At 70.8% G+C, this 21,032-nt stretch carries 20 protein-coding genes; 12 read left to right on the forward strand and 8 right to left on the reverse strand.

Annotation, left to right across the window (positions count from 1 at the left end):
* Nucleotides 1-14: 14 nt before the first annotated feature.
* The 3 genes from BKA22_RS14730 (at nucleotide 15) to BKA22_RS14740 (ending at nucleotide 2,166) form a co-directional block, all read left to right on the forward strand.
* Nucleotides 15-917 (forward strand): MmyB family transcriptional regulator, encoded by a 903-nt coding sequence (locus BKA22_RS14730; protein ID WP_146952913.1) that lies wholly within the window; start codon nucleotides 15-17, stop codon nucleotides 915-917.
* 104 nt (nucleotides 918-1,021) lie between these two features.
* Nucleotides 1,022-1,879 carry an aldo/keto reductase gene (locus tag BKA22_RS14735; protein WP_218866687.1) on the forward strand — a complete coding sequence of 286 codons (858 nt, stop codon included), beginning with the start codon at nucleotides 1,022-1,024 and terminating at the stop codon, nucleotides 1,877-1,879.
* A 35-nt stretch (nucleotides 1,880-1,914) separates the two neighbouring features.
* Nucleotides 1,915-2,166, forward strand: a complete 252-nt coding sequence (locus BKA22_RS14740; protein ID WP_146952912.1) for an aldo-keto reductase family protein — start codon at nucleotides 1,915-1,917, stop codon at nucleotides 2,164-2,166.
* Here the strand turns inward: BKA22_RS14740 and BKA22_RS14745 are convergent.
* Together BKA22_RS14745 and BKA22_RS14750 are read right to left on the reverse strand one after the other, a co-directional pair.
* Nucleotides 2,139-2,684: a flavodoxin gene (locus tag BKA22_RS14745; protein ID WP_146952911.1), complete on the reverse strand. Its 546-nt coding sequence runs from the start codon at nucleotides 2,682-2,684 to the stop codon at nucleotides 2,139-2,141. The two genes, BKA22_RS14740 and BKA22_RS14745, sit on opposite strands and share 28 nt — an antisense overlap.
* 155 nt (nucleotides 2,685-2,839) lie before the next feature.
* Nucleotides 2,840-3,724 (reverse strand): helix-turn-helix transcriptional regulator, encoded by an 885-nt coding sequence (locus BKA22_RS14750; protein ID WP_146952910.1) that lies wholly within the window; start codon nucleotides 3,722-3,724, stop codon nucleotides 2,840-2,842.
* Nucleotides 3,725-3,877: 153 nt separating this feature from the next.
* Here BKA22_RS14750 and BKA22_RS14755 point away from each other — a divergent pair, with 153 nt between their 5' ends.
* From BKA22_RS14755 to BKA22_RS14765, 3 genes are all read left to right on the forward strand, one after another.
* Nucleotides 3,878-4,924: a zinc-binding dehydrogenase gene (locus BKA22_RS14755; RefSeq protein WP_179561801.1), complete on the forward strand. Its 1,047-nt coding sequence runs from the start codon at nucleotides 3,878-3,880 to the stop codon at nucleotides 4,922-4,924.
* 72 nt (nucleotides 4,925-4,996) lie between these two features.
* Nucleotides 4,997-6,403: an MFS transporter gene (locus tag BKA22_RS14760; protein ID WP_146952909.1), complete on the forward strand. Its 1,407-nt coding sequence runs from the start codon at nucleotides 4,997-4,999 to the stop codon at nucleotides 6,401-6,403.
* Nucleotides 6,400-7,281, forward strand: coding sequence for an aldo/keto reductase (locus BKA22_RS14765; RefSeq protein ID WP_146952908.1), 882 nt, complete (start codon nucleotides 6,400-6,402; stop codon nucleotides 7,279-7,281). The genes BKA22_RS14760 and BKA22_RS14765 overlap by 4 nt, the downstream gene beginning before the upstream one ends.
* A 66-nt stretch (nucleotides 7,282-7,347) precedes the next feature.
* Here the strand turns inward: BKA22_RS14765 and BKA22_RS14770 are convergent, their stop codons facing one another.
* From BKA22_RS14770 to BKA22_RS14795, 6 genes are all read right to left on the reverse strand, one after another.
* Nucleotides 7,348-8,475 (reverse strand): methyl-accepting chemotaxis protein, encoded by a 1,128-nt coding sequence (locus BKA22_RS14770; protein ID WP_146952907.1) that lies wholly within the window; start codon nucleotides 8,473-8,475, stop codon nucleotides 7,348-7,350.
* A gap of 116 nt (nucleotides 8,476-8,591) precedes the next feature.
* Complete coding sequence (locus tag BKA22_RS14775) at nucleotides 8,592-8,987, reverse strand: ArsR/SmtB family transcription factor (RefSeq protein ID WP_146952906.1); 396 nt, start codon at nucleotides 8,985-8,987, stop codon at nucleotides 8,592-8,594.
* 250 nt (nucleotides 8,988-9,237) lie between these two features.
* A complete protein-coding gene (locus BKA22_RS14780; RefSeq protein ID WP_146952905.1) occupies nucleotides 9,238-11,226 on the reverse strand; it encodes a linalool dehydratase/isomerase domain-containing protein in 1,989 nt (662 codons plus the stop codon).
* A gap of 54 nt (nucleotides 11,227-11,280) precedes the next feature.
* Nucleotides 11,281-12,048 (reverse strand): SRPBCC family protein, encoded by a 768-nt coding sequence (locus tag BKA22_RS14785; RefSeq protein ID WP_146952904.1) that lies wholly within the window; start codon nucleotides 12,046-12,048, stop codon nucleotides 11,281-11,283.
* A gap of 12 nt (nucleotides 12,049-12,060) precedes the next feature.
* Nucleotides 12,061-13,197, reverse strand: a complete 1,137-nt coding sequence (locus BKA22_RS19435) for an FAD-dependent oxidoreductase (RefSeq protein ID WP_223203567.1) — start codon at nucleotides 13,195-13,197, stop codon at nucleotides 12,061-12,063.
* A 134-nt stretch (nucleotides 13,198-13,331) separates the two neighbouring features.
* Nucleotides 13,332-13,772 carry an MmyB family transcriptional regulator gene (locus BKA22_RS14795; protein ID WP_179561910.1) on the reverse strand — a complete coding sequence of 147 codons (441 nt, stop codon included), beginning with the start codon at nucleotides 13,770-13,772 and terminating at the stop codon, nucleotides 13,332-13,334.
* 39 nt (nucleotides 13,773-13,811) lie between these two features.
* Here BKA22_RS14795 and BKA22_RS14800 point away from each other — a divergent pair, with 39 nt between their 5' ends.
* Genes BKA22_RS14800 through pgmB form a run of 6 tightly spaced genes read left to right on the forward strand, consistent with a single transcriptional unit; the run spans nucleotide 13,812 to nucleotide 21,026 of the window.
* Nucleotides 13,812-15,314, forward strand: a complete 1,503-nt coding sequence (locus BKA22_RS14800) for a sugar ABC transporter ATP-binding protein (protein WP_146952903.1) — start codon at nucleotides 13,812-13,814, stop codon at nucleotides 15,312-15,314.
* Nucleotides 15,302-16,318, forward strand: a complete 1,017-nt coding sequence (locus BKA22_RS14805; RefSeq protein ID WP_146952902.1) for an ABC transporter permease — start codon at nucleotides 15,302-15,304, stop codon at nucleotides 16,316-16,318. The genes BKA22_RS14800 and BKA22_RS14805 overlap by 13 nt, the downstream gene beginning before the upstream one ends.
* Nucleotides 16,319-16,378: 60 nt before the next feature.
* Nucleotides 16,379-17,599 (forward strand): type 1 periplasmic-binding domain-containing protein, encoded by a 1,221-nt coding sequence (locus BKA22_RS14810; RefSeq protein WP_146952901.1) that lies wholly within the window; start codon nucleotides 16,379-16,381, stop codon nucleotides 17,597-17,599.
* 45 nt (nucleotides 17,600-17,644) lie between these two features.
* Complete coding sequence (locus BKA22_RS14815) at nucleotides 17,645-18,691, forward strand: ABC transporter permease (RefSeq protein WP_179561802.1); 1,047 nt, start codon at nucleotides 17,645-17,647, stop codon at nucleotides 18,689-18,691.
* The gene (locus tag BKA22_RS14820) at nucleotides 18,688-20,382 is read left to right on the forward strand and encodes a glycoside hydrolase family 3 protein (protein ID WP_146952899.1); all 1,695 of its coding nucleotides are present in this window, start codon (nucleotides 18,688-18,690) and stop codon (nucleotides 20,380-20,382) included. Before BKA22_RS14815 ends, BKA22_RS14820 begins: the two co-directional genes overlap by 4 nt.
* Nucleotides 20,379-21,026, forward strand: coding sequence for a beta-phosphoglucomutase (gene pgmB, locus BKA22_RS14825; protein ID WP_179561803.1), 648 nt, complete (start codon nucleotides 20,379-20,381; stop codon nucleotides 21,024-21,026). The genes BKA22_RS14820 and pgmB overlap by 4 nt, the downstream gene beginning before the upstream one ends.
* The last annotated feature ends 6 nt before the right edge of the window (nucleotides 21,027-21,032 follow it).

The raw sequence follows: 21,032 nt of genomic DNA on the forward strand, positions 1-21,032 counted from the left end.
CTACCGTGGTGGGCATGGCGACGAGCAGACGTGACGAGGTGCGGGACTTCCTGGTCTCGCGCCGAGCGAAGGTCACCCCCGAGCAGGCGGGTCTCCTGCCGGGCGGACGTCGTCGTGTCCCGGGCCTGCGCCGCGGCGAGGTCGCTCAGCTGGCCGGCGTGTCGGTCGAGTACTACACGCAGCTCGAGCGCGGGGCCGTGGGCGGCGCGTCCGACAGCGTCCTGGACGCCCTCGCCCGGGCACTGCTGCTGGACGACGCGGAACGCGCCCACCTGTTCGACCTGGCACGGTCCGGCGGCGCCGGCGCGGGGAGCCATCGCCGGCCGAGCGTGCAGGCCGTGCGTCCCGGCATCCAGCAGCTCCTCGACGGTCAGCTCGCCCCCGCATGGGCGGGCAACCGTCGCGGCGACCTGGTGGCCACCAACCTTCTGGGGCGGGCGCTGAACTCCCCGCTGTTCGACGAACCCGACCGGCCCGTCAACGCGGCACGGTTCCGGTTCCTCAGCCCGCGGGCCGCCGCGTTCTACCGGGACTGGGAGCAGACCGGCCGGGACACCGTCGCGGCACTGCGCCTCGCAGCGGGCAGCACCCCGTTCGACCGGGGCCTGAGCGACCTGGTCGGCGAGCTGTCGACCCGCAGCGAGGAGTTCCGCACCCTGTGGGCCTCGCACGACGTGCGCCTGCACAGCACGGGGACCAAGCGGCTGCACCACCCCGTGGTCGGCGACCTCGACCTGGCCTACGAGGGCCTGGCGCTCGCCTCGGACCCCGGTCTGATGATCTTCGTCTACAGCGCCGAGCCCGGCTCGGCGTCCGCGCACGCCCTCGACCTGCTCGCCAGCTGGGCCGCGACGTCCGCCGCGCAGGAGCGCAGCGCCGACGGCGCACCGGCCCGGAGCCTTCCCGGGCGCCCGTAGCACCCACCCACCCGCCCACCCACCCGCCCCGCCCGTGCTGACCGCACGGGCTCTGTCGACGCGCGCACCCACCGGGCGCGCACACCACCACGAGAGGTTCCACCATGACCGTCCAGATCCCCGACGTCGTCCTCAACAACGGCGTCCGGATGCCGATCCTCGGCTTCGGCGTCTTCCAGGTGCCCGACGAGCAGACCGAGCAGGTCGTCACCGACGCGCTCGCGGCCGGCTACCGGCACCTGGACACCGCGGCCGTCTACGGCAACGAGGCGGGTGTCGGCCGGGCCATCGCCGCCAGCGGCATCCCGCGCGACGAGCTGTTCGTCACCACCAAGCTGTGGGTGCACGACGGCGGCGAGGACGGCACCCGCCGCGCGTTCGACGCCTCGCTGGAGCGCCTCGGCCTGGACCACCTGGACCTGTACCTGATCCACCAGCCGTACGGCGACGTGTACTCCTCGTGGCGTGCCATGCAGGACCTGTACGCGCAGGGCCGGGTCCGTGCGATCGGCGTCTCGAACTTCTACCCCGACCGGCTGGTCGACCTCATCACGCACACCGACGTCGTCCCCGCCGTCAACCAGGTCGAGACGCACCCGTTCTTCCAGCGCGCCGACGACCAGGCGCTGATGGCCGAGCACGGCGTGCAGATCGAGGCCTGGGGCCCGCTGGCCGAGGGCCGCAACGACATCTTCACCAACCCGACCCTGACCGAGATCGGGCAGGCGTACGGCAGGTCCGTCGCGCAGGTCGCGCTGCGCTGGCTCGTGCAGCGCGGGGTCGTCGTCATCCCCAAGTCGGTGCGACCGGAGCGCATGGCCGAGAACCTGGACGTCTTCGACTTCGAGCTCACCGAGGGCGACATGGCCCGCATCGCCACGCTCGACACCGGCGCGAGCCTCGCGTTCGACCACCGCGACCCCGAGTTCGTGGTCCGGATCGGTGGCGCGCGGATCGGCTGAGCCGTCACGGGGCGGCGCACCGCAGACGACCCGCGGTGCGCCGCCCGGAGGGCACGGTGTTCAGCCAGGGCGACTTCCGTGCAGGTGTGCCGCGCAACAGCCCGGAGAACATGGCGGCGAACATGGCCGTCGTGCGGCCGCTCGAGGAGTGGGTGGTGCGCACCGGGTCCACACCGGGCCAGATCTCGCAGGTGTGGTTGCTCGCGCGTCGTCCGTGGGTCGTCCCTCTCCCGAGCGCGAACCGCACCGCGCGCGTGCCTCAGCGCCGCAGGGTCCGGGCGAGGTAGGCGTCGACGTCGTCGCCGGCGTCAGCGACCTCCTCGCCGCGGACGGCCAGCCCTTCGCCGACGATCGCGCCCGGAGCCAGGGCGGAGTAGACCTCGACCGCCCGGCCGAGACCGCTCATCGCGTGGGTCGTGACCGGAAGGAGTGTCGTGCCGGTCAGGTCGATGGCCTCGACGAACGTCGACATGATCATCGGTGGCCGCACGTTCCAGATGGGGCTGGCCAGGATGACGGTGCTGTACCCGCTCACGTCGGGCAGAGCGCCGACGATCACCGGTCGGGCGTCCTCGTCCTGCTCGCGCACGTTGCGGTCGACGGTCTCGCGGTAGTCGTGCGGGTACGGGTCGGTGGCCTCGATCCGGAAGACGTCGCAGCCGAGGCGGTCGGCGATCATCGTGGCGAGCACCTCGGTGTTGCCGACCTCCAGATCGCGTCGGTCGCCGTACCAGTAGTTCTCGCCGGGGCGCGAGAAGGAGGCCAGCAGGATCGCGGACGCGGGAGTCGTCGCGGGGGAGGGCATCGTGGTCGTCTCCGGGTCGGTGGGGGCGGGCGGCCGGGTGGTCGACGGCGCGGTGGTCCCGGCGGTGCGTCCCGCCGCGCACCCCGCCGCCACGAGCCCGACGCCCGTCTGGAGCGACGCCCGCAGGAAGGTGCGTCGGTCTACCCGGCCGGCGCTCACACGCTCGGGCCGAACGCCTCGGCGCGGTGCGTCGCTGCGAGCGCCGCCAGCAGCTCGAGGCAGTCGGCGGCAGGGGTGCCGGGCGCGGCGCTGTAAGCGATGAGCAGCACACCGGGCTCCTGCACCAGCTCCATCACGTCGTAGTCGAGTTCGAGGATGCCTACGGCGGGGTGGCGAAGCCGCTTGAGACCCGTGCGGTGCACGCGCACGTCGTGCGTGGCCCACAGGGTGCGGAACGCCTCCGACCGCGTCGACAGCTCACCGACCAGGTCGGAGAGGGCTTTGTCGTACGGGTTGAGGCCCGCGGTCGCGTGCAGCACGGCGACGCAGCCGCGGCTGACGGTCTCCCAGTCGGGGTAGAAGTCACGCCCCGACGGGTCGAGGAAGGCGAACCGGGCGGTGTTGGGCGCCGTGCCCGTGTGCTCGGCGTAACGGAACACCGGCGCATGCAGCTCGCGGGCCAGGGCGTTCGCGGCCAGCATGTCCATGCGGGAGTCGCGCAGGTAGGCAGGCACCATGGTCATCCCGTCGAGAACTCGGCGCAAGGACTCGTGGACCGGTGACGGCTTGGCGGGCGAGCGGCGTTTGCGTGCGGGCTGGTTGGCGGCCTGGGCCAGGTTGCGCAGGTGGCGCTGCTCGGCCTCGTCCAGACGTAGGGCATCGGCCAGGGCGTCCAGCACGGAGTCGGAGACGCCGGCGAGGTTCCCCCGCTCGAGGCGGGCGTAGTACTCCGAGGACACCCCGGCGAGCACGGCGACCTCGTCCCGGCGCAGGCCGACCACCCGGCGCCGCCCCGTGCCTGCGGGCAGCCCGACGTCGGTCGGGCTCAGGCGTGCCCGGCGTGACGCGAGGAAGTCGCGCACCTCGTCCCGTTGGTCCATGCCCCGACGGTACGAGCCGCGCGCCGGGGCAGCCACGTACTGGCAGTACACCCGTCGGCAGGACCTTCCTCGTCGGTGCCGGCGGTGGTGTCGTAGAGGTCGACGTCCCCGGCCCGGCCGGGTCCCCAGCACACAGAACCCGAGGGCACCACGATGCGAGCAACCTTCCTGTACGGCGCCGGTGACATCCGCGTCGAGGAGGTCCCCGACCCCACGATCCAGGGGCCGGGCGACGCCGTGCTGCGTGTCGTGCGCGCATGCGTGTGCGGCTCGGACCTGCACCGGTGGCACGACTTCCCGGCGACGGCGGTCGGCCGGCCGATGGGCCACGAGCTGCTCGCGGTCGTCGAGCAGGTGGGTGCCGACGTGACCTCCGTGCGGCCCGGCGACTTCGTGATCTGCCCGTTCGGGATCCAGGACAACACGTGCGTGTACTGCCGGGAGGGCTTCCAGACCTCCTGCGAGCACGGTCACTTCTTCGGCACCGGCGGACTCGGGGGCGCGCAGGCCGAGCTGGTGCGCATCCCGCTCGCCGACGGCACGCTGGTCAAGACCGGCACGGTGCTGGAGGACACCGACGAGGGTCTGCTGAACTCGCTGCTGACCCTCTCGGACGTGTTCCTCACCGGCCACCACGCCGCCCACATGGGTCGCGTCGGTCCCGGCACGACCGTCACCGTGATCGGCGACGGCGCGGTCGGCCTGTCCGCCGTCCTCGCGTCCCGGCGCCTGGGCGCGGAGCGGATCATCCTCATGGGCCGGCACGCGGACCGCACCGCGCTCGGCGTCGACTTCGGGGCGACCGACGTGGTGGCCGTACGCGGCCGGGAGGGTGTGGACGCGGTGCGCGACCTCACCGGCGGGCAGGGCTCGCACGTGGTCATCGAGGCCGTCGGGCACCTGCCGGCCTACGAGCAGGCCTACGGCATCGTCCGCGTGGGCGGCGTCATCTCGCGCGTGGGCGTGCCCCAGTACGAGTCGGCACCGGTCGGCTGGGCGTCGCTGTTCGCCAAGAACATCACCCTGACGGGCGGGCCGGCCCCCGTGCGCGTCTACCTCGAGGAGATGCTGCCCGACGTGCTGTCCGGTGCGCTCGACCCGGGCCGCGTGTTCGACCGCACCGTCTCGCTCGACGACGTCGCGGAGGGCTACCGGGCGATGGACGCCCGGGAGGCGCTCAAGGTCGTCGTCCTGCCCTGACCGCCACCGCACCTCCGGCCCCCGACGTCGCGGGCACCCATCCCGACCCCCCACCTGCGACCGAGGATCCCCATGACCGGCGAGACCAGCACCCGGCCCGTCGGCGTCGCGACGTCGCGCCCGGCGTCCGGCAGCCCGCGCGCCGCGCTCGCCGTCGCGATGCTCGGGTTCTTCGTCGTCGCCCTGGACTCCCAGGTCGTCAACGTCGCCCTCCCGACGATCCGCGACGACCTGGGCGGGAACCTGTCCGCGCTGCAGTGGGTCGTCACCGGGTACACGCTCAGCTTCTCGGCGCTGCTGCTGTTCGGCGGCACGTTCTCCGAACGGATCGGGGCACGGCGCGCCTACGGGGTCGGCATGGTGCTGTTCGTCGTCGCGTCCGCGCTGTGCGGGCTCGCGCCGAACCTGGTCCTGCTGGTCGTCGCCCGCATCCTGCAGGGTGTCGGGGCCGCGCTCATCACCCCGACGTCGCTGGCGCTCATCCGTCAGGAGTTCACCGACGCGGCCGCGCGCACGCGGGCGATCGCGTACTGGGCGATGGGCGGGTCGGTGGCCGCGGCCGCCGGACCGATCCTGGGCGGCGTGCTCGCGCAGGTCGACTGGCGGTGGATCTTCCTGCTGAACCTGCCCGTCGGGGTGGTCGCCCTGCTGGCGCTCTCGCGCGTCGGCGACTCGCCGCGCCGCATCGTGCCGTTCGACACGGTCGGGCAGGTCGCGGCGGTCGTCGCCCTGGCCGCGCTGACGTTCGCCGTCATCGAGGGGGCCGACCTGGGGTACGGCAGCACCCCGGTGCTCGTCGCCTACGCCCTCACGGTGCTCGCCGCCATGGTGTTCCTGCGGACCCAGGTGCGCGGCGCGCACCCCATGGTGCCGCTCGATCTCTTCCGGTCCCGGCGCGTCGCCGTGAGCCTGGTCGCGGCGTTCATGGGCATGGTCGGCTTCTACGGCCTCGTGTTCGTCCAGGGGCTCTACTTCCAGCAGGCCCGTGGCCTGGACCCGCTCACCACGGGGCTGCTGTTCCTGCCGATGACCGGTCTGGTGGCCCTGCTCAACCCGCTGGCGGCGCGGGTCGCGCTGCGGTTCGGACCCGTCGTGCCGATCGTTGGCGGGCAGCTCGTGCTGGTCGCCGGGCTCGTCGGCCTCGTTCTGGCCCCCGCGACCACCGCGCCGTGGGCGGTCGCCGTGCTGATGATCCCCGTCGGCGTCGGAGGGTCCTTCACCGTGCCGCCGCTGACCACCCTGCTGCTCGACGCCGTGCCCGCCGAGCGTGCCGGCACCGCCTCGGGTGTGCTGAACACGGCCCGCCAGGTCGGCGGCTCGCTCGGCGTCGCGGCCGTCGGCGCCGTCCTGGCCTCGCAGGCCGACCTCCTCCACGGGCAGCGGATCGCCCTGAGCGCCGTCGCCGTGCTCGTCGCCGCGACTGCCGCCCTGAGCCTCACCCTGCATCACCCGTCCCGACCCACCAAGGAGACACCATGACCACGACCCTCACCCTCAACAACGGGGTGCTGATGCCCGCGCTCGGGCTCGGAGTGTTCCAGACCCCGCCCGAGGAGACCGTCGCGTCCGTCCGCACCGCCCTCGAGGTCGGCTACCGGCTGATCGACACCGCGGCCGCGTACGGCAACGAGCGCGAGGTCGGCCAGGCCATCGCCGCGTCCGGCGTGCCGCGCGAGCAGGTGTTCATCGAGACGAAGGTGTGGATCAGCGACTACGGCTACGACGCGACGCTGCACGCGTTCGAGAAGTCCGCCGGCAAGCTGGGCGTCGAGCAGATCGACCTGCTCGTGCTGCACCAGGCCCTGCCCAGCCGGTTCGACCTGACGATCGACGCCTACCGTGCCCTGGAGCGGCTGCTCGAGGACGGCAAGGTCCGGGCCATCGGTGTCTCGAACTTCATGCCCGAGCACCTCGACGCGCTCCTGGCCGCCACCTCGGTGGTGCCCGCGGTGAACCAGGTCGAGATCCACCCGTACTTCCAGCAGCGGGAGGTCCAGGCCGCCGGCGCCGCGCACCGGATCGTGTCGCAGGCCTGGTCGCCGATCGGTGGGATCACCTCTTACCGGGACACCGGTGCGGGACGCACGTTCGACGACCCCACGATCGTGGCGATCGCCGAGGCCCACGCGAAGACTCCCGCCCAGGTCATGCTGGGCTGGCACCTGCAGCAGGGCCGGTCCGCGATCCCGAAGTCGACCCGGGCGGCCCGGATCGCGGAGAACTTCGCCGTCCTCGACCTCGCGCTCACCCCGGAGGAGCTCGCCGCGATCGACGCGCTCGACCAGGGCGTGCGGCGCGGACCCGAGCCGGAGGTGATCACGCTCGAGGCCTTCCACCGCGACATCCCCGAGGCCTGAGCGCGCCCGAGCTCGCCCACACCGGGTCCGACCAGTGCCGGGTGCACGCCCGCACGGTGCGCACGATCAGAACGTGAAGCGCACCAGCTGGGATCGCAGGCCGCTCGCTGCCGCCCGCAGGTCGTCGACGGACCCCTGGATGCTCTGCAGGCTGCTGGTCGTCTGCGTGGCGGCGTCGGCCACGCCGGTGATCGAGCCGGTGATCGACTCGGACCCCATCGCTGCCTCGGCGACGCCCCGGGACATCTCGGTGGTCGTGGCGGTCTGCTCCTCGACCGACGCCGCGATGGTCGCCTGGAAGCCGTTGATGCGGTCGATGATCCCGGAGATCGCCGCGATGGCCTCGACGGCCCCGGCCGTGCCGGTCTGGATGCTCTCCACGCGGCGGGAGATGTCGCCGGTCGCCCGGGCCGTCTCCTGCGCGAGCTCCTTGACCTCACCGGCGACGACGGCGAAGCCCTTCCCGGCCTCGCCGGCCCGGGCGGCCTCGATCGTGGCGTTGAGCGCCAGGAGGTTGGTCTGCTCGGCGATCTGCGTGATCACCTTCACCACGTCGCCGATCTCCTTGGAGGCGGCGCCGAGGTCGTTGACCGTCGCCGAGGTCGTGCGGGCCGCCTCGACGGCCGCGCCCGCCACACCGGCGGCGGAGACCGCGGCGACGTGGCGTGAGACCTCGCCCGCCGCATCCGCGACCCCGATGACCCGCTCCGACGTCCTGTCGGACGCGGCCGCCACCGCGGTCTGGGAGTCCGACAGGCGATGTGCGGCCTGCTCGATGGTCGACGCCGCTGCGGCCGCCTCGGCGAACATGGTGCGCAACGCGGCGAGGGCCAGTGCCAGCGAGGTCGCGATGTGCCCCATCTCGTCCTTGGACTGCCGCTGCGGGGTGGCGGTGAGGTCTCCGCGCCGCATGGCGTCGAGGCAGGAGCCGACGTCGGCCATCGAGCGTCGCACGGAGCCGATCACGAGGAGCCCGACCGCCCACATGGTCGCGGAGCCGACGGCGAGCACCACCACCAGCACGGTGCTCGTCGCACGGGCGACGGCGAGCTCGTCGGGGCCCGCCAGGCGTCGGACGGCCGCGATGCCCAGGAACGCGAGCGTCGCTGCGGCGACCTGCAGGAAGACGATGAGCGAGAGCAGCTTGGCGCGCACCGAGACGTCATCCAGGCGGGTGGTGGCGATCGTGTCCATCGTTCCTCCGAGAGGCGGGTCCGCCCGGGGACGGCGGCGCTCGTCATTGCACTTCGGCTATGACAGGCCGCTCGTGAGGTTTCGGGGCACCGCATCTGCCCTGACGCGTGCGGCGCCTACACGCAGGTCTGCGCGTAGGGGCAGGTGTCGCAGTCGAAGGAGTTCACGCACGGCGTGAACGCGTGCCGGAACGCCAGGTCGAGCACCTGCCGGTACTCGGCCACCGTGTCGAGGTCGAGCGTGTAGTGCACGCGGGACGCGACCTGCTCGCGGCGGACGAACCCGGCCCGGTGCAGGATCGCCAGGTGCTTGGTCGCCGTCGGCTGGCTGATCGAGAGCATCCGGGCGACCTCGGTGACCGACAGCGGTGCGTCGGCGTGCGATCCGAGCACCTTGATCATCTTCATCCGGACCGGCAGCCCGAGCGCGGACTGCAGCTCGCAGGCGCGTTCGACCAGACCGCGTCCGGGACGGAGACGATCGGTCTCGAGGGTGATGTCCTGCACGACCATCACCGCCTCCTCTCACCGCGAAGCGGCCGGCTCGTCTTCGCGGTCACCGAGTATCGCACCGGACGTGGGCCTCGAGCGTTCGTCGTCGGCCGTGGCGCTCCTCGCACGACGCGTCGCGCCGGTGCCGTCCTCGACGCCGAGGCGCCAGCGTTCGGGTGCCGCCGGCTGCCGGCCGAGCACCCTGACCCTGAAGGTGCGGGTGCACCAGGCGATCGCGATGAACAGGACGGACCCGATGACGCAGCACACCTCACACGCCTCCCGGTGCCAGGTGGACGCGGGTGCGGCCGGGCAGGTCCACGGTCAGCCGCGCCGTGCCGGCCGCGTCGGCGACCACGTCAGGCTCGAGCGTGCCCGCTGCGGAGTACCGCACGCCGGGGCGCAGCTGGGCGACCTCGATGTGCGTGCGTGACCCGCCCGGGCGTCCGGGGTCGAGGGTGAGTGAGAGGTCAGCACCGTCGGAGACCGCACGGGCGACCAGCACGTCGGGGTAGGCCGCTTCCTGCAGGACCGGACCGGCCGACCACGGGTCGGGCATGCCGACCTGGACCAGGTCGTGCACACCGTTGGCCCGCCCCGCGCGGGCGAGGTAGAGGGTCGAGTGCGCACCCATCGACCGGCCCTCGTACCGGCCGACGCCCTCCTCGACGACCAGAGGCTGGGTCTGGTCGAGCCGTGCGATCAGCGCGTCGGCGACCTCGTCGTCGCCGTGCTCGCGCGCGGTACCGGCGAGCACCGCGTACGAGGCCAGCACCGAGGGTCGGTAGTTGCCGAAGTCGATCTGGTCCCACAGCCCGAAGTCGACCTCGATGCCGTCGTCACCGAACCGGAAGGCGCGGTCGCGCACGATCTCGTAGGACCGTCGCGCGATGTCCGGGAACATCGCGTTGAGGTAGTAGGCGGCCAGGGCGATCGGCATGGGCGAGGTCAGCGGGGTCACGCCGAGCCCGAGGAACGTGTGCCTGATGCTCACGATCGAGCCGTCCGCCCGGATGAACTCGGACTCCAGGCGCCGTCGGTAGCTGTCGACGACCTGGTCCCAGTAGCCGGTGCCGTGCAGCCGGTCGTGCGTGATCAGGCCGATCGCGCCGTAGTTGTTGCAGACCGGGTAGGTCCAGCCGGGCTCGCACGGGAACATCGTGTAGTCGGTGCCCCGGAAGTTCTCGACGAGGTTCTCGCACAGCGCGGCGAAGTCGTAGGTGAAGACCTTCCCGCGAGGGTGGCGCAGGTCGATCGCGCCGGGCTCGCTGAACCGGGTCTCGCGGTGGGCGGCCTCCGCCATGCCCAGAGCCGCGGCGTAGTACCCCGTCCACATGATGTTGTTGTTCGCCGCCACCGGGTCCGGGTCCAGGTGCAGGCGGCCCCAGAAGTTCTCCAGCCGCCAGTAGCCCCACGCGTGGTGGTCCTGCATCTTGAGGGCGAACCGGCGCTGAGCCTCGCGCAGGTACCCGGTGAACGCCGGGGTGTGCGCGTAGGCACCCACGGACAGCGCGTAGCTGCTGAACGAGACCTGGTACCGCGGCGCGCCCTCGCGGAACTGGTCGAGCTTGTCGAACCCGTTCCACTCGTCGACCGGCTGCAGCGCGCGGTCCAGCAGGAACCGCTGCACGGACAGGGCTTCCGGGGTCAGCTCCTCGACCACCGGGAGGCCGTGCGGGTCGACGCTCGTCACGACGGTCGTCGGCGCGGCGTCCACGAGCATCGCGTTGACGCCGGGGCGTGCCGCCAGGGTGCGCGCATGCTGGCGTCGCACCGGGATCGCGACCGCGCAGACGAGCAGGACGGCGAGCAGGGGAACAGCGACGCGTGCGCCGTCCCCGACCATCGCCGCACCGCCCCCCATGGAGGCGGCCCACGCCGCGGTCCCCGCCCAGACCACCGGGACGGCCAGGAGGTTGCCGGTCCCGACCCACAGCGCGTAGGCGATGACGAGCAGGAGGAGGGAGAGCAGCACCAGGGCGAGGTGCCCAACGGTGTGCCACGCGCCGCCGTGGCCCAGGTGCGCCACGAACCCTCCGCCGGGGACGACCAGGCCCAGGGCGAGCGTGGCCTTCCATCCGTCGAGCACCCACGCGAGGAGTGTCATGAGCGTCGCCCACCCGCTGAGCCCGAGCAGCAGGCGCCGGGTCGACGCGCGCGTCGCCGGACCGGAGGCGCCACGGTCGGTGGCGAGCAGGGGAACCGGAAGGGGGAGGGTCCTGAACCCGTGCGGGGTGTGGGTGGTGGACGCAGTCGTCATGGCGAGCCTCTCTGCGGGCGGACGAGCGAGGGCGGTGCGGTGGTCCCGATCGGCTCAGCCGAGCGGACGGGGCCGTGCCTCGTCGGACCACACGCCCATCGACCGGACGACCCGGTCGACGCGGGAGGGGCGCTGGCGCCCTTCGGCGACCTGCTTCACCTTCTCCAGCATGCGGCGGACCATGAACACCGAGGGGCTGCCGAGAGCGATCACGGTGGCCCACTTCGGCACCGCGCGGCCCCACGGGCCCCAGGTTGTGTCGCAGCGGTTGACGAAACGGGTGCGCCCGTCGGGCAGCTCCTGGAGCACGAAGTTCCAGGTCCAGGCGAAGTGCGTCACGCCGAACGGCGGCTTGAGCGCCATGCCGCCCTGCGCGGTCGGTGGGCGGCGGGTGTCGGACAGCGAGGTGAAGTACCGCCCCGGTTCGACGTCCATGACCTGGGAGCCGATGCCGGCCTGGTGGTAGAAGAGGAACTCGCCCTCCTTGACCTCCTGCCAGGCGTCGACCTTCTCGTAGGTGTTGAAGATGTGGAAGGTGCACAGCCGCTCGAGCCAGGCCAGCGCGTAGAAGCCACCCTTGCGGCTGCCGAGCTGGGCGACCACCTCCCACACGGTGTCGATCGGCGCGGCGATGGTCACCTCCTCCTGCAGGCGCACGAACGGGTCGTCGGGCAGCAGCAGGTCGTCGCCGGGCAGCGGTTCGGCCAGCGCGGCCTTCGACGACCAGGCTCCGCGTCCGTGGACCCAGAAGAAGACGAAGACGGCGACGGCCAGGACGACGACCGCGGCCAGGACGACGAGGACGATGGCGAGGGTGCTCACGGGTCGGCCCTTTCAGCGCGGGAGGGTCTTGAGGATCTGCCGGGCGGCGTAGACCCCGGAGATGGCGGCGGGCTCCAGGCCCAGGCCGTTGTGGTCGCCGGCGACGTAGGTGCTCGGCCCGTACTGCTGCTCGACGTAGGCGCGCCCGGAGACGTACATGGCCTTGTCCCAGTCGCGGCGGGAGACGAGCTCGTGGCGGACGAACAGCGCGTCGAGGTCGACCTCGGGCTCGCGGCTGTAGACCAGCACGCTGCCGTCGTCCTGCACCGCGGTGAAGATGATCGGCGAGCTGAACGGGAACAGGTTCATCGCCTCGCCGTCCAGGCCGGTCCGCAGCCGTCCGCGCACGTGCAGGACGTAGAGCTGGCAGGTCCGGCGGATCTCACCCAGGTCGAGGAACTGCGCGGTGACCGCGGCGGGCGTCGCGAAGACGACGTTGCGGGCCTGCAGGGTGACCCCGCCGGCCGTGCTCAGCGTGTGCACGCCGTCCTGCTCGGCGTGCGCGACGACGGTGTCCTGCAGGTAGGCCTGGCCGAGCCAGCCGCGGATCGCCTGCTCGTCGACCGAGAAGCGGTGGATCGGCACGAGCAGGCCCTGGGACACGTTGCAGAAGTCCAGCGCCGTGATCGAGTCGAGGTCCACGCCGGTGCACGCGTAGGAGAACTTCGACACGTAGTCCTCGGCGACCGCGCCGAGGCGGTGCGCCGCGATGAACTCCGAGGCGGGCTGCACGAACAGCCGCGCGATGTACGGGTCGAGCTCCATCGCCTCGCGCTGCGACATGTACTCGCAGTTGGTCTTGAAGGTGGAGTAGTGCCGCATGAAGCGGGCCATCACCAGCGCGAACCTGGCCAGGCCGGGGATCCTGCGCACCGTGTGCCCGCTGAGCGTCGCGAACGAGCCGTCGGCGTCGTGGAACCGGCAGGACAGGGGGTTGATCCGCGTGCGACGCGTCACCAGCTTCTCGGCGTGGTGGTAGTTCGACATGACGAAGTACGCGCCGAAGTTCACCGCCTCGCCCGCGTCGTACGCGAGCCGTCCGCCGAGGGTGTCCGAGACGACCCGAACGTCCGCCCCGCCCTCGATGAGCCTCTTCGCACAGCTCAGGCCGGCGCTCCCGGCGCCGATCACCACCACGTCGTGGACCACGGTATTCCCCTATAGCAGTAGGACTATGACACGGCTCAACGTAGGGTCGCCGCCGGTCCGCGGGTAGGGACGAACGGCCCAGTCGCGCGGACGGCGCGCGCACGCCGACGGCGCTGATGCGTGGGGCCGGGTGCTCAGCCTCTGGGGGTCACGGCGGCCGCGGGCCGTGGAGCGTTCCGGCCGGCGAGCAGCCGCATGCCCTCGTCGGTGGGCGAGTTCGGCTCGACGGTGTAGATGGGCAGGACCGGGCCGGGATCGCTGGGCAGCTCGAAGGGCTCGTAGCCGAACTCAAGGTCCCTGACATCGGCGTGCGTGAGGAGCTTGGTGCCGGAGCGCCACGACCTTGCGCGTGGCGTGATCGAGGTCGTGGTGGATCTGGAGCATCCCTCCTCCTGAAGTACGCGAGGCTGCCCCGAGGCAGCCTCATTCTGATAAGCCGCCGACGGCGCAGGCAGCGCTCCTAGGTACTGCACTGGCGTGAGGGACCGGGTTGGAGACGACCCGGCCACCAGAAGACCGGTCGTCGTTCCCCGTACCAGGCCTCGTTGCTGGCGCGCGTCTGCGCACCGGAGCATCGATCTCGTCACCCAGATCGGCAGCAGAGAGGCTGTGCCATGACGAGCGAGAGCGTCCTCACCGTCACCGACATGTCGAAGTCGTTCGGCGTGGTCCGTGCGCTCAAGGGTGTCGACTTCGAGCTGCGCGACGGCGAGGTGCACGGGCTCATCGGTGAGAACGGCTCGGGCAAGTCAACCCTGACCTCGATCATCGCCGGGCAGCAGAACCCGGACGGCGGTCGTATGACGTACCAGGGTGCGCCCTGGGCGCCGACGTCCGTCAACGCGGCGCTCGAGGGCGGCGTCGGCATGGTCGTCCAGGAGAGTGGCACGGTCCCCGGCGTCAGCGTGGCCGAGAACATGTTCCTGGGGGACGCGGGACGGTTCAGTGGGCGGTGGGGACTCGTCGACCGCACGGCCATGAACCGGCAGGCACGCGACTCGCTCGCAGCGATAGGCATCGACGGCATCGAGCCCGCGGCCGTCACCGGTTCGCTGGACTTCCAGGCGCGCAAGCTGGTCGAGCTCGCCCGGGTGATGCGTCACGACCCAAAGGTCGTCGTCGTCGACGAGACGACCACCGCCCTGTCCCAGGCGGGACGCGAGACGCTCTACCGCCTGATGGGCGCCCAGAAGCGGCGGGGCGCTGTCGTCTTCATCTCGCACGATCTCGAGGAGATCATGGCGGTGTGCGACCGCCTGACGGTGCTGCGTGACGGTGAGCTGATCCGCACGTTCGACAAGCACCAGTTCGACGCCGATGCCATCCGAGCGGCCATGATCGGACGCACGCTCGAGGGTCAGTACTACCGCGAGGACACGACGGCGACGGCACGCCCCGAGGTCGTCCTGCGCGCCGAGCACCTCACGGTCGGGGACAAGGTGCGAGACGTCAGCCTCGCGGTCCGCAGCGGTGAGATCGTCGGGATCGGCGGGCTGAGCCACTCCGGCATGCATGAGCTCGGCAAGGCGCTGTTCGGTGCGATCCGGCTGGACGGCGGCTCGGTCACGGCGAACGGCTCCCGCATCACCAGCGAGCAGCGGGCCGTCCGGGCGGCGATGGGCTATGTGTCGAAGGACCGCGACACCGAGTCGCTGAGCCTGACGGCGAGCATCCGGGACAACATCGCCAGCGCAGGCCTGCACCTGATCGGCCGCGGCCGCGGCGGTCTGATCACACCCGGTGCCGAGCGTCGTTACGTCCTGACCCCGATGGAGCAGCTCGCCGTCAAGGCGACCAGCTCCTCCCAGGTGGTCGGCACGCTCTCCGGGGGCAACAAGCAGAAGGTCGTCTTCGGCAAGTGGATCGCCTGCGGCAGCGAGGTCCTGATCCTCGACTGTCCCACCCGTGGGGTCGACATCGGCGTCAAGCAGGCGATGTACCAGCTGATGGTCCGGCTGAAGGACGAGGGCAAGGCCGTCGTCATGGTCTCGGAGGAGATGACCGAGCTCATGGGGATGTGCGATCGCCTGCTGATCATGAAGGACGGCCGTGTCGCACGTGAGTTCGAGCGCGGCCCCGAGTTGACCGAGATGGAGATCATCCAGTGCATGATCTGATCCAGCGTCCCCTCCCTGGCGCACAGAAGAGGCGTGCCGAACGGGCCTCGGGGCGCGAGACGCTCGCGGCCCTCGCCCCGCTCGGTGGTCTGATCGCCCTGTCGATCGCGTTCGTGCTGATCGGCTCGGCCCGCGGCATCAACATGGCTTACAGCGTGGAGACGCTGGTCAACCAGTCGGTGATCATCGTGATCATCGCGACCGGGGCGATCTTCATCTTCGCCATGGGTTCGTTCGACATCAGCCTGGGCGCGTCGACGCTGGTCGCAGCGATGGTCGGAGGGCTGACCTACAACGCGACCGAGTCGCTGTGGGCGATGCTGCTCGCCTGCGTCGCCACCGCCGTGACTGCCTCGCTCATCAGTGCCGCCCTGGCGGCGATCTTCGACCTCCCGGTCTTCGTGACCACCGTGGCGATGCTCTCGGTGCTGGGTGCGGTCGCCGTCGCGCTCGTGCAGACCACCGGTGGTGCGCAGATCCGCGTCGACAGCGCGTTCGCCCGCAGCTACGACACGCTCACCGTGAAGTTCGTCGTCGCAGCCGTCTTCATCGTGCTGTGCGTCTTCCTGTTCAGCGTCACCCGGCTGGGTCGTGTCGAGAAGCTCATCGGGGGCAATCCCGTGACGGCCAGGCTCACGGGTATACCGATGAAGAAGACGGCGCTCGCGGCCTTCGCGATCGCCGGGCTCGGCGTCGGCCTCGGTGCGTTCCTGACCGTGCTGCGCACACCCACCCTGACGACGTCCACCGCCGGCGACATCGGCATGAACGTGCTCGTCGCGATGGTCTTCGGCGGCATGCCGATCTCCGGCGGACCCCGCACCCGCATCTACGCGGCACTGGTGGGAGGCCTGTCGATGGCCGTCCTCAACCAGACCATGACGACCCTGCTCGCCTCGACCTCGGCCGGGAACGGCATCGCCCAGGTGGTGCGCGCCGTGTTCTTCCTCGCGGTCGTGTGGGTCGCCACGAGCGGCCACCGTGGCCGGCTCCTGCCGCGCTGAATCCATTCACAAGCCTCCTGCCTCATCCCAGTTCGACGGACACCCACGAAGGGAAGATCGATGAAGATCACCAGGTCCACCACGCTCGCCGCGCTGGCGGCACTCGGGCTCACTCTCGGCACGGCCGCCTGCTCGAGCGGGACCGCCGCCGAGAACGACACCGCCGCCGCAGGCACGGGTGGGGAGACGGTCAAGATGTGCGTCCTTGTCTCGGACGCGACGTCGTCCGAAGCGCTCGGTTTCAAGGACTACTACACCCAGTACATCCAGCAGAACTTCGACGTCGAGTTCGTGTACTCCGAGGAACTCGCCGACGCGGACGCGGAGAAGCGCGCGATGGAGAGCTTCATCGCGAACAACTGCCGAGCGATCATCTCGTTCGCTTCGGCCGACCGTCCCGCACAGATCGAGATGGCCGAGAGCGCGGGCATCTACTACTCGGTCGCGACAGGCACTCTCACCGACGAGCAGTACGAGATGTTCAAGGACTACCAGTACTACGTGGGGGCCATCGGCCCGAGCCTCGACGTCGAGCTGCAGGCCGGATACGACATGGCCAAGCACTTCGTCGACGAGGGCGACACGCGCTTCGCGATCTACGGCGCAGGCATCCCGTACTACATCGACATGCACATCTACCGCACCGCCGGAATGCTGGCGGCGCTCGCTGAGGACCCGTCGACCACGTACGGAGGGGCCAAGGAGTTCGGCGACATCCTGGGCGTGATCATGCGGGACGGCACGATCAAGGTGGACCAGTTCGCCTCCGACGTGTACGAGCTCACCGGGTACCAGGAGGTCTGGGACTTCGACGACTCCGCCTGGCAGGCGAACCTCGCCGCCGTCGTCTCCTCGAAGCCGGACGTGATCCTCGCAGCAGGCACGGGCTTTGCGGTCTTCGGTGCAGCTGTCTCCGGTACGGACATCGCGATCGGTGACATCGACGCCTACACCGACGAGAACGCGAAGGCGATGGAGGCCGGCTCGCTGAGCTACCTGGCGGGGAAGTTCACGTCGAGCACCGGCCCGATCTTCGCGGCGACGCTCAGTGCCGTCCAGGGGCACCCGATCCGCGGAGAGGGTGACACCGCCCTCGCCCTCGAGCAGGGGTACTGGGTCGCCACGTCGATCGACCAGTTCAACGAGTTCCTGGCCGCCGACACGATCGAGAGCCCGGTCTACGACCAGGCGGCACTCGAGCCGTTCATCGGCACGGATGTCAGCTACGACGACTTCGCCGCTTTCGTGAGCAAGTACTCGTTCGACGAGCTCGCCGGCTGAGGGAACGAAGGGAACAGGGAGGCACCGCTGATGGGAGCAGATGTCATGCGACGCGTCACAGGAGCGCTCGCCATTCCGGTGACCGTGTTCGTCGTCCTCACAGCTCTGTGCTCGATCAACGGTGCCTCCCTGTTCGGCACGGACGACAGCCTGCTGCTGCTCACCCGTGGCGTGGCCACCACGATGCTGACCGCGATGGCGCTGGCCATCAACCTCAACAGCGGCCGGTTCGACTTCTCCCTCGGGGCGATGGCGACGCTGTCGTCCGTCATCGGGGCGACGGTGGCCATCCAGACCGGCAGTGGGATCGTCGTCATGGGCGGCATCACGGTCGCGGTCGGCGTGGCGCTCGGGGCCTTCTCGGGCCTGGTGTACGTGCTGCTCGGGATCTCGCCGATGGTCTGCTCGCTCGGGATCACCCTGTTGTACGAGGGGGTCTCGTTCGCGATCACCGGCGGCGCGAACGTCAGCTTCCTGCTCGACGGCGGGCTGACGTCGTTCTCGAAGAGCCCGGCCGCCATGGCCGCCGTCATCGCGGTCGGTCTGCTCGTGGTCGTCCTGCTCTTCGACCAGAGCCGGTTCGGCTACGACTACCGCGCCCTGATCACCGGGCAGGGTCCGGCCGTGGCCGCCGGGATACGGGAGAAGCGCAACGCCGTCGCCGCGTACGCCATCTCGGGCGGGCTCATGGGCGCCGTCGGCCTCATCCTCGCCTCGCAGATGGGCTACATCGAGGCCGGGAAGCTCAACTTCGGCTCGATCGGCATCATGTTCACCGCCTTCCTCCCGATGTTCGTCGGGGGCTTCATCGGGCGGTACTCCAACGACAAGCTCGGCTACCTGCTCGGTGCGCTGTGCACCACCCTGCTCGGGCTCGCCTTCGCCGCGCTGCACCTGACCAGCACCGTGCAGTCGATCACCAACGCGCTCCTTCTCGTCGGATTCCTGTTGTTCCTCAGCAACGAGGACAAGCTCGCGCGGCTGTGGCGGAGGGTCGCGCGACGCGACCGGCACACCACCGGGCATCTCCCACCCGCCTCGCCGGACGTGCCGGCGCAGCCCATCGTCCGGACCGGAGCGACCGCATCATGATCGACCTGACCGCCGCACCCTTCTCGCTCGACGACGGAGCCGTCACCTGGGTGCGCGACACCCTGGCCCGGATGGGGGAGGACGAGAAGCTCGGCCAGCTGTTCTGCCTCATCACCTACACGAGTGACCCGGGCTACCTGCAGCACCTCACGCGCGGTCTGCACGTCGGCGGGGTGATGCTCCGGACGATGAGCGCGGCCGGCGTCGTCGACACCGTCACGACGCTCCAGAGCACGGCCGCGGTCCCGCTCCTGATCTCCGCGAACCTGGAGGGCGGCGCGTCGCAGACGGTGCTCGAGGCTACTCATGTCGGCGCCAACATGGCGCTGGCGGCGACCGGCAACCTCGACCAGGTCCGCGCTGCGGCCGCGGTGCTGGGGCGAGAGGCGCGCGCCGTCGGCATCAACTGGGCGTTCACCCCGGTCGTCGACATCGACCTCAACTTCCGCAACCCGATCACCAACACCCGGACGTTCGGCTCGGAGCCGGCGACCGTCGCCGCGATGGGCGCGGCCTACGTCGAGGCGATCCAGGCCGAGGGCCTGGCCGCGTCCGTCAAGCACTTCCCTGGTGACGGCGTCGACGAACGCGACCAGCACCTGCTCGCCTCCGTCAACACGATGACGGTCGAGGAGTGGGAGCAGACGTTCGGGCAGGTCTACCGCTCAGCGATCGCGGCGGGGGCGAAGACCGTGATGGTCGGGCACATCATGCTCCCGGCCTACAGCCGCGAGCTGCGACCGGGCATCGCCGACGCCGACATCCTGCCCGGTCTCGTGGCTGAGGAGCTGCTGGGCGACCTGCTGCGTGACCGGCTCGGGTTCAACGGCCTGATCGTCTCGGACTCCACCACCATGGCCGGGCTGGCGTCCGTGCTGCCGCGCAGCAAGGCAGTGCCCCGGGTCATCGCGGCCGGGTGTGACATGTTCCTGTTCACCAAGAACCTCGAGGAGGACTTCGCGTTCATGCGCGACGGCGTCCGTGACGGCGTCATCACGACCGAGCGCCTCGACGAGGCAGTCACCCGGGTGCTCGCGCTCAAGGCCTCCCTCGGGCTGCACCGTGGCGACAACCTCCCGCAGGGGGACGCCTCCGCGGTGCTCGCACGCCCGGATCACCAGGAGGTCGCGCGCCGAGTTGCGGCCGGGTCGATCACCCTGGTCAAGGAGGAGACCGGCGTGCTGCCGCTCACCGCGGACCGGTATCGGCGCGTGCTGGTGCACGCCCTGGAGGCCGGCGGCAGCCCCATCGGTCAAGGTGCTCGCGCCGGAGCGGTCGAGCAGCTCATCGAACGCCTCGTCGACGCCGGTCACGACGTGACGCGGTTCGAACCCGGCGGCGGGTGGGAGGGCATGGCCAGCCCGACCTCCGACGTCACCGAGAAGTTCGACCTGATCGTGTACCTCGCGAACCTGTCGACCCGCTCGAACCAGACCGTGGTGCGTATCGAGTGGGCCGAGCCGATGGGCGCGAACGTCCCCGCGTACGTCCCCTCGGTCCCCACTGTCTTCATCTCGCTCGAGAACCCGTACCACCTGTTCGACGTGCCGCGGGTGCGGACGCTCATCAACACCTACGGATCCTCGCCCGCCGTGCTCGACCAGCTGGTCGCGGCGCTGCAGGGCCGCGCGCGCTTCGAGGGCACCAGCCCGGTCGACGCGTTCTGCGGTCAGTGGGACACCCGGCTGTGAGCGCGCTGCGGGGAGTGATCTTCGACCTGGACGGCGTCCTGGTGCACACCGACGAGCTGCACTACCAGGCCTGGTCGGCCATCGCGGAGCGCCTGGGGATCGCGTTCACGCGGCGGGACAACGACCGCCTGCGAGGGGTGTCCCGGGCCGACAGCCTGGAGATCGTCCTGTCCCTGGGGATGACCGAGGTCTCCGCCGTCGAGAAGGAGGTCCTCGCCGATGAGAAGAATGCGATCTACCGCCAGCTGCTGGACCGGCTGACCCCCCGCGACGTCGCGCCGGACGTGCTCGCAACGCTGGACGAGCTCCAGGGGCGCGGACTGCGGCTCGCGATCGGCTCGTCCAGCAGGAACGCCAAGGTCATCCTCGACCGCATCGGCCTGCGCGATCGGTTCGATGCGATCTCTGATGGGGAGAACATCACGCGGAGCAAGCCCGATCCCGAGGTGTTCCTGCGCGCCGCGCAGTTCCTTGCGCTCACGCCGGGGAGGTGCGCCGTCGTCGAGGACGCCCGGGCGGGGGTGGACGCGGCTCTCGCCGGTGGCTTCTCGTGCTTCGGAATCGGCGACGCCGCCGAGCACCCTAGGGTCACGTGGCGTCTGGAAAAGCTCTCTGAGATGCTCGAACACCTCACCGATCGATGAGGCGCA

The organism is Cellulomonas soli (genome assembly GCF_013409305.1).
In the GTDB taxonomy this organism is placed as follows: domain Bacteria; phylum Actinomycetota; class Actinomycetes; order Actinomycetales; family Cellulomonadaceae; genus Cellulomonas; species Cellulomonas soli.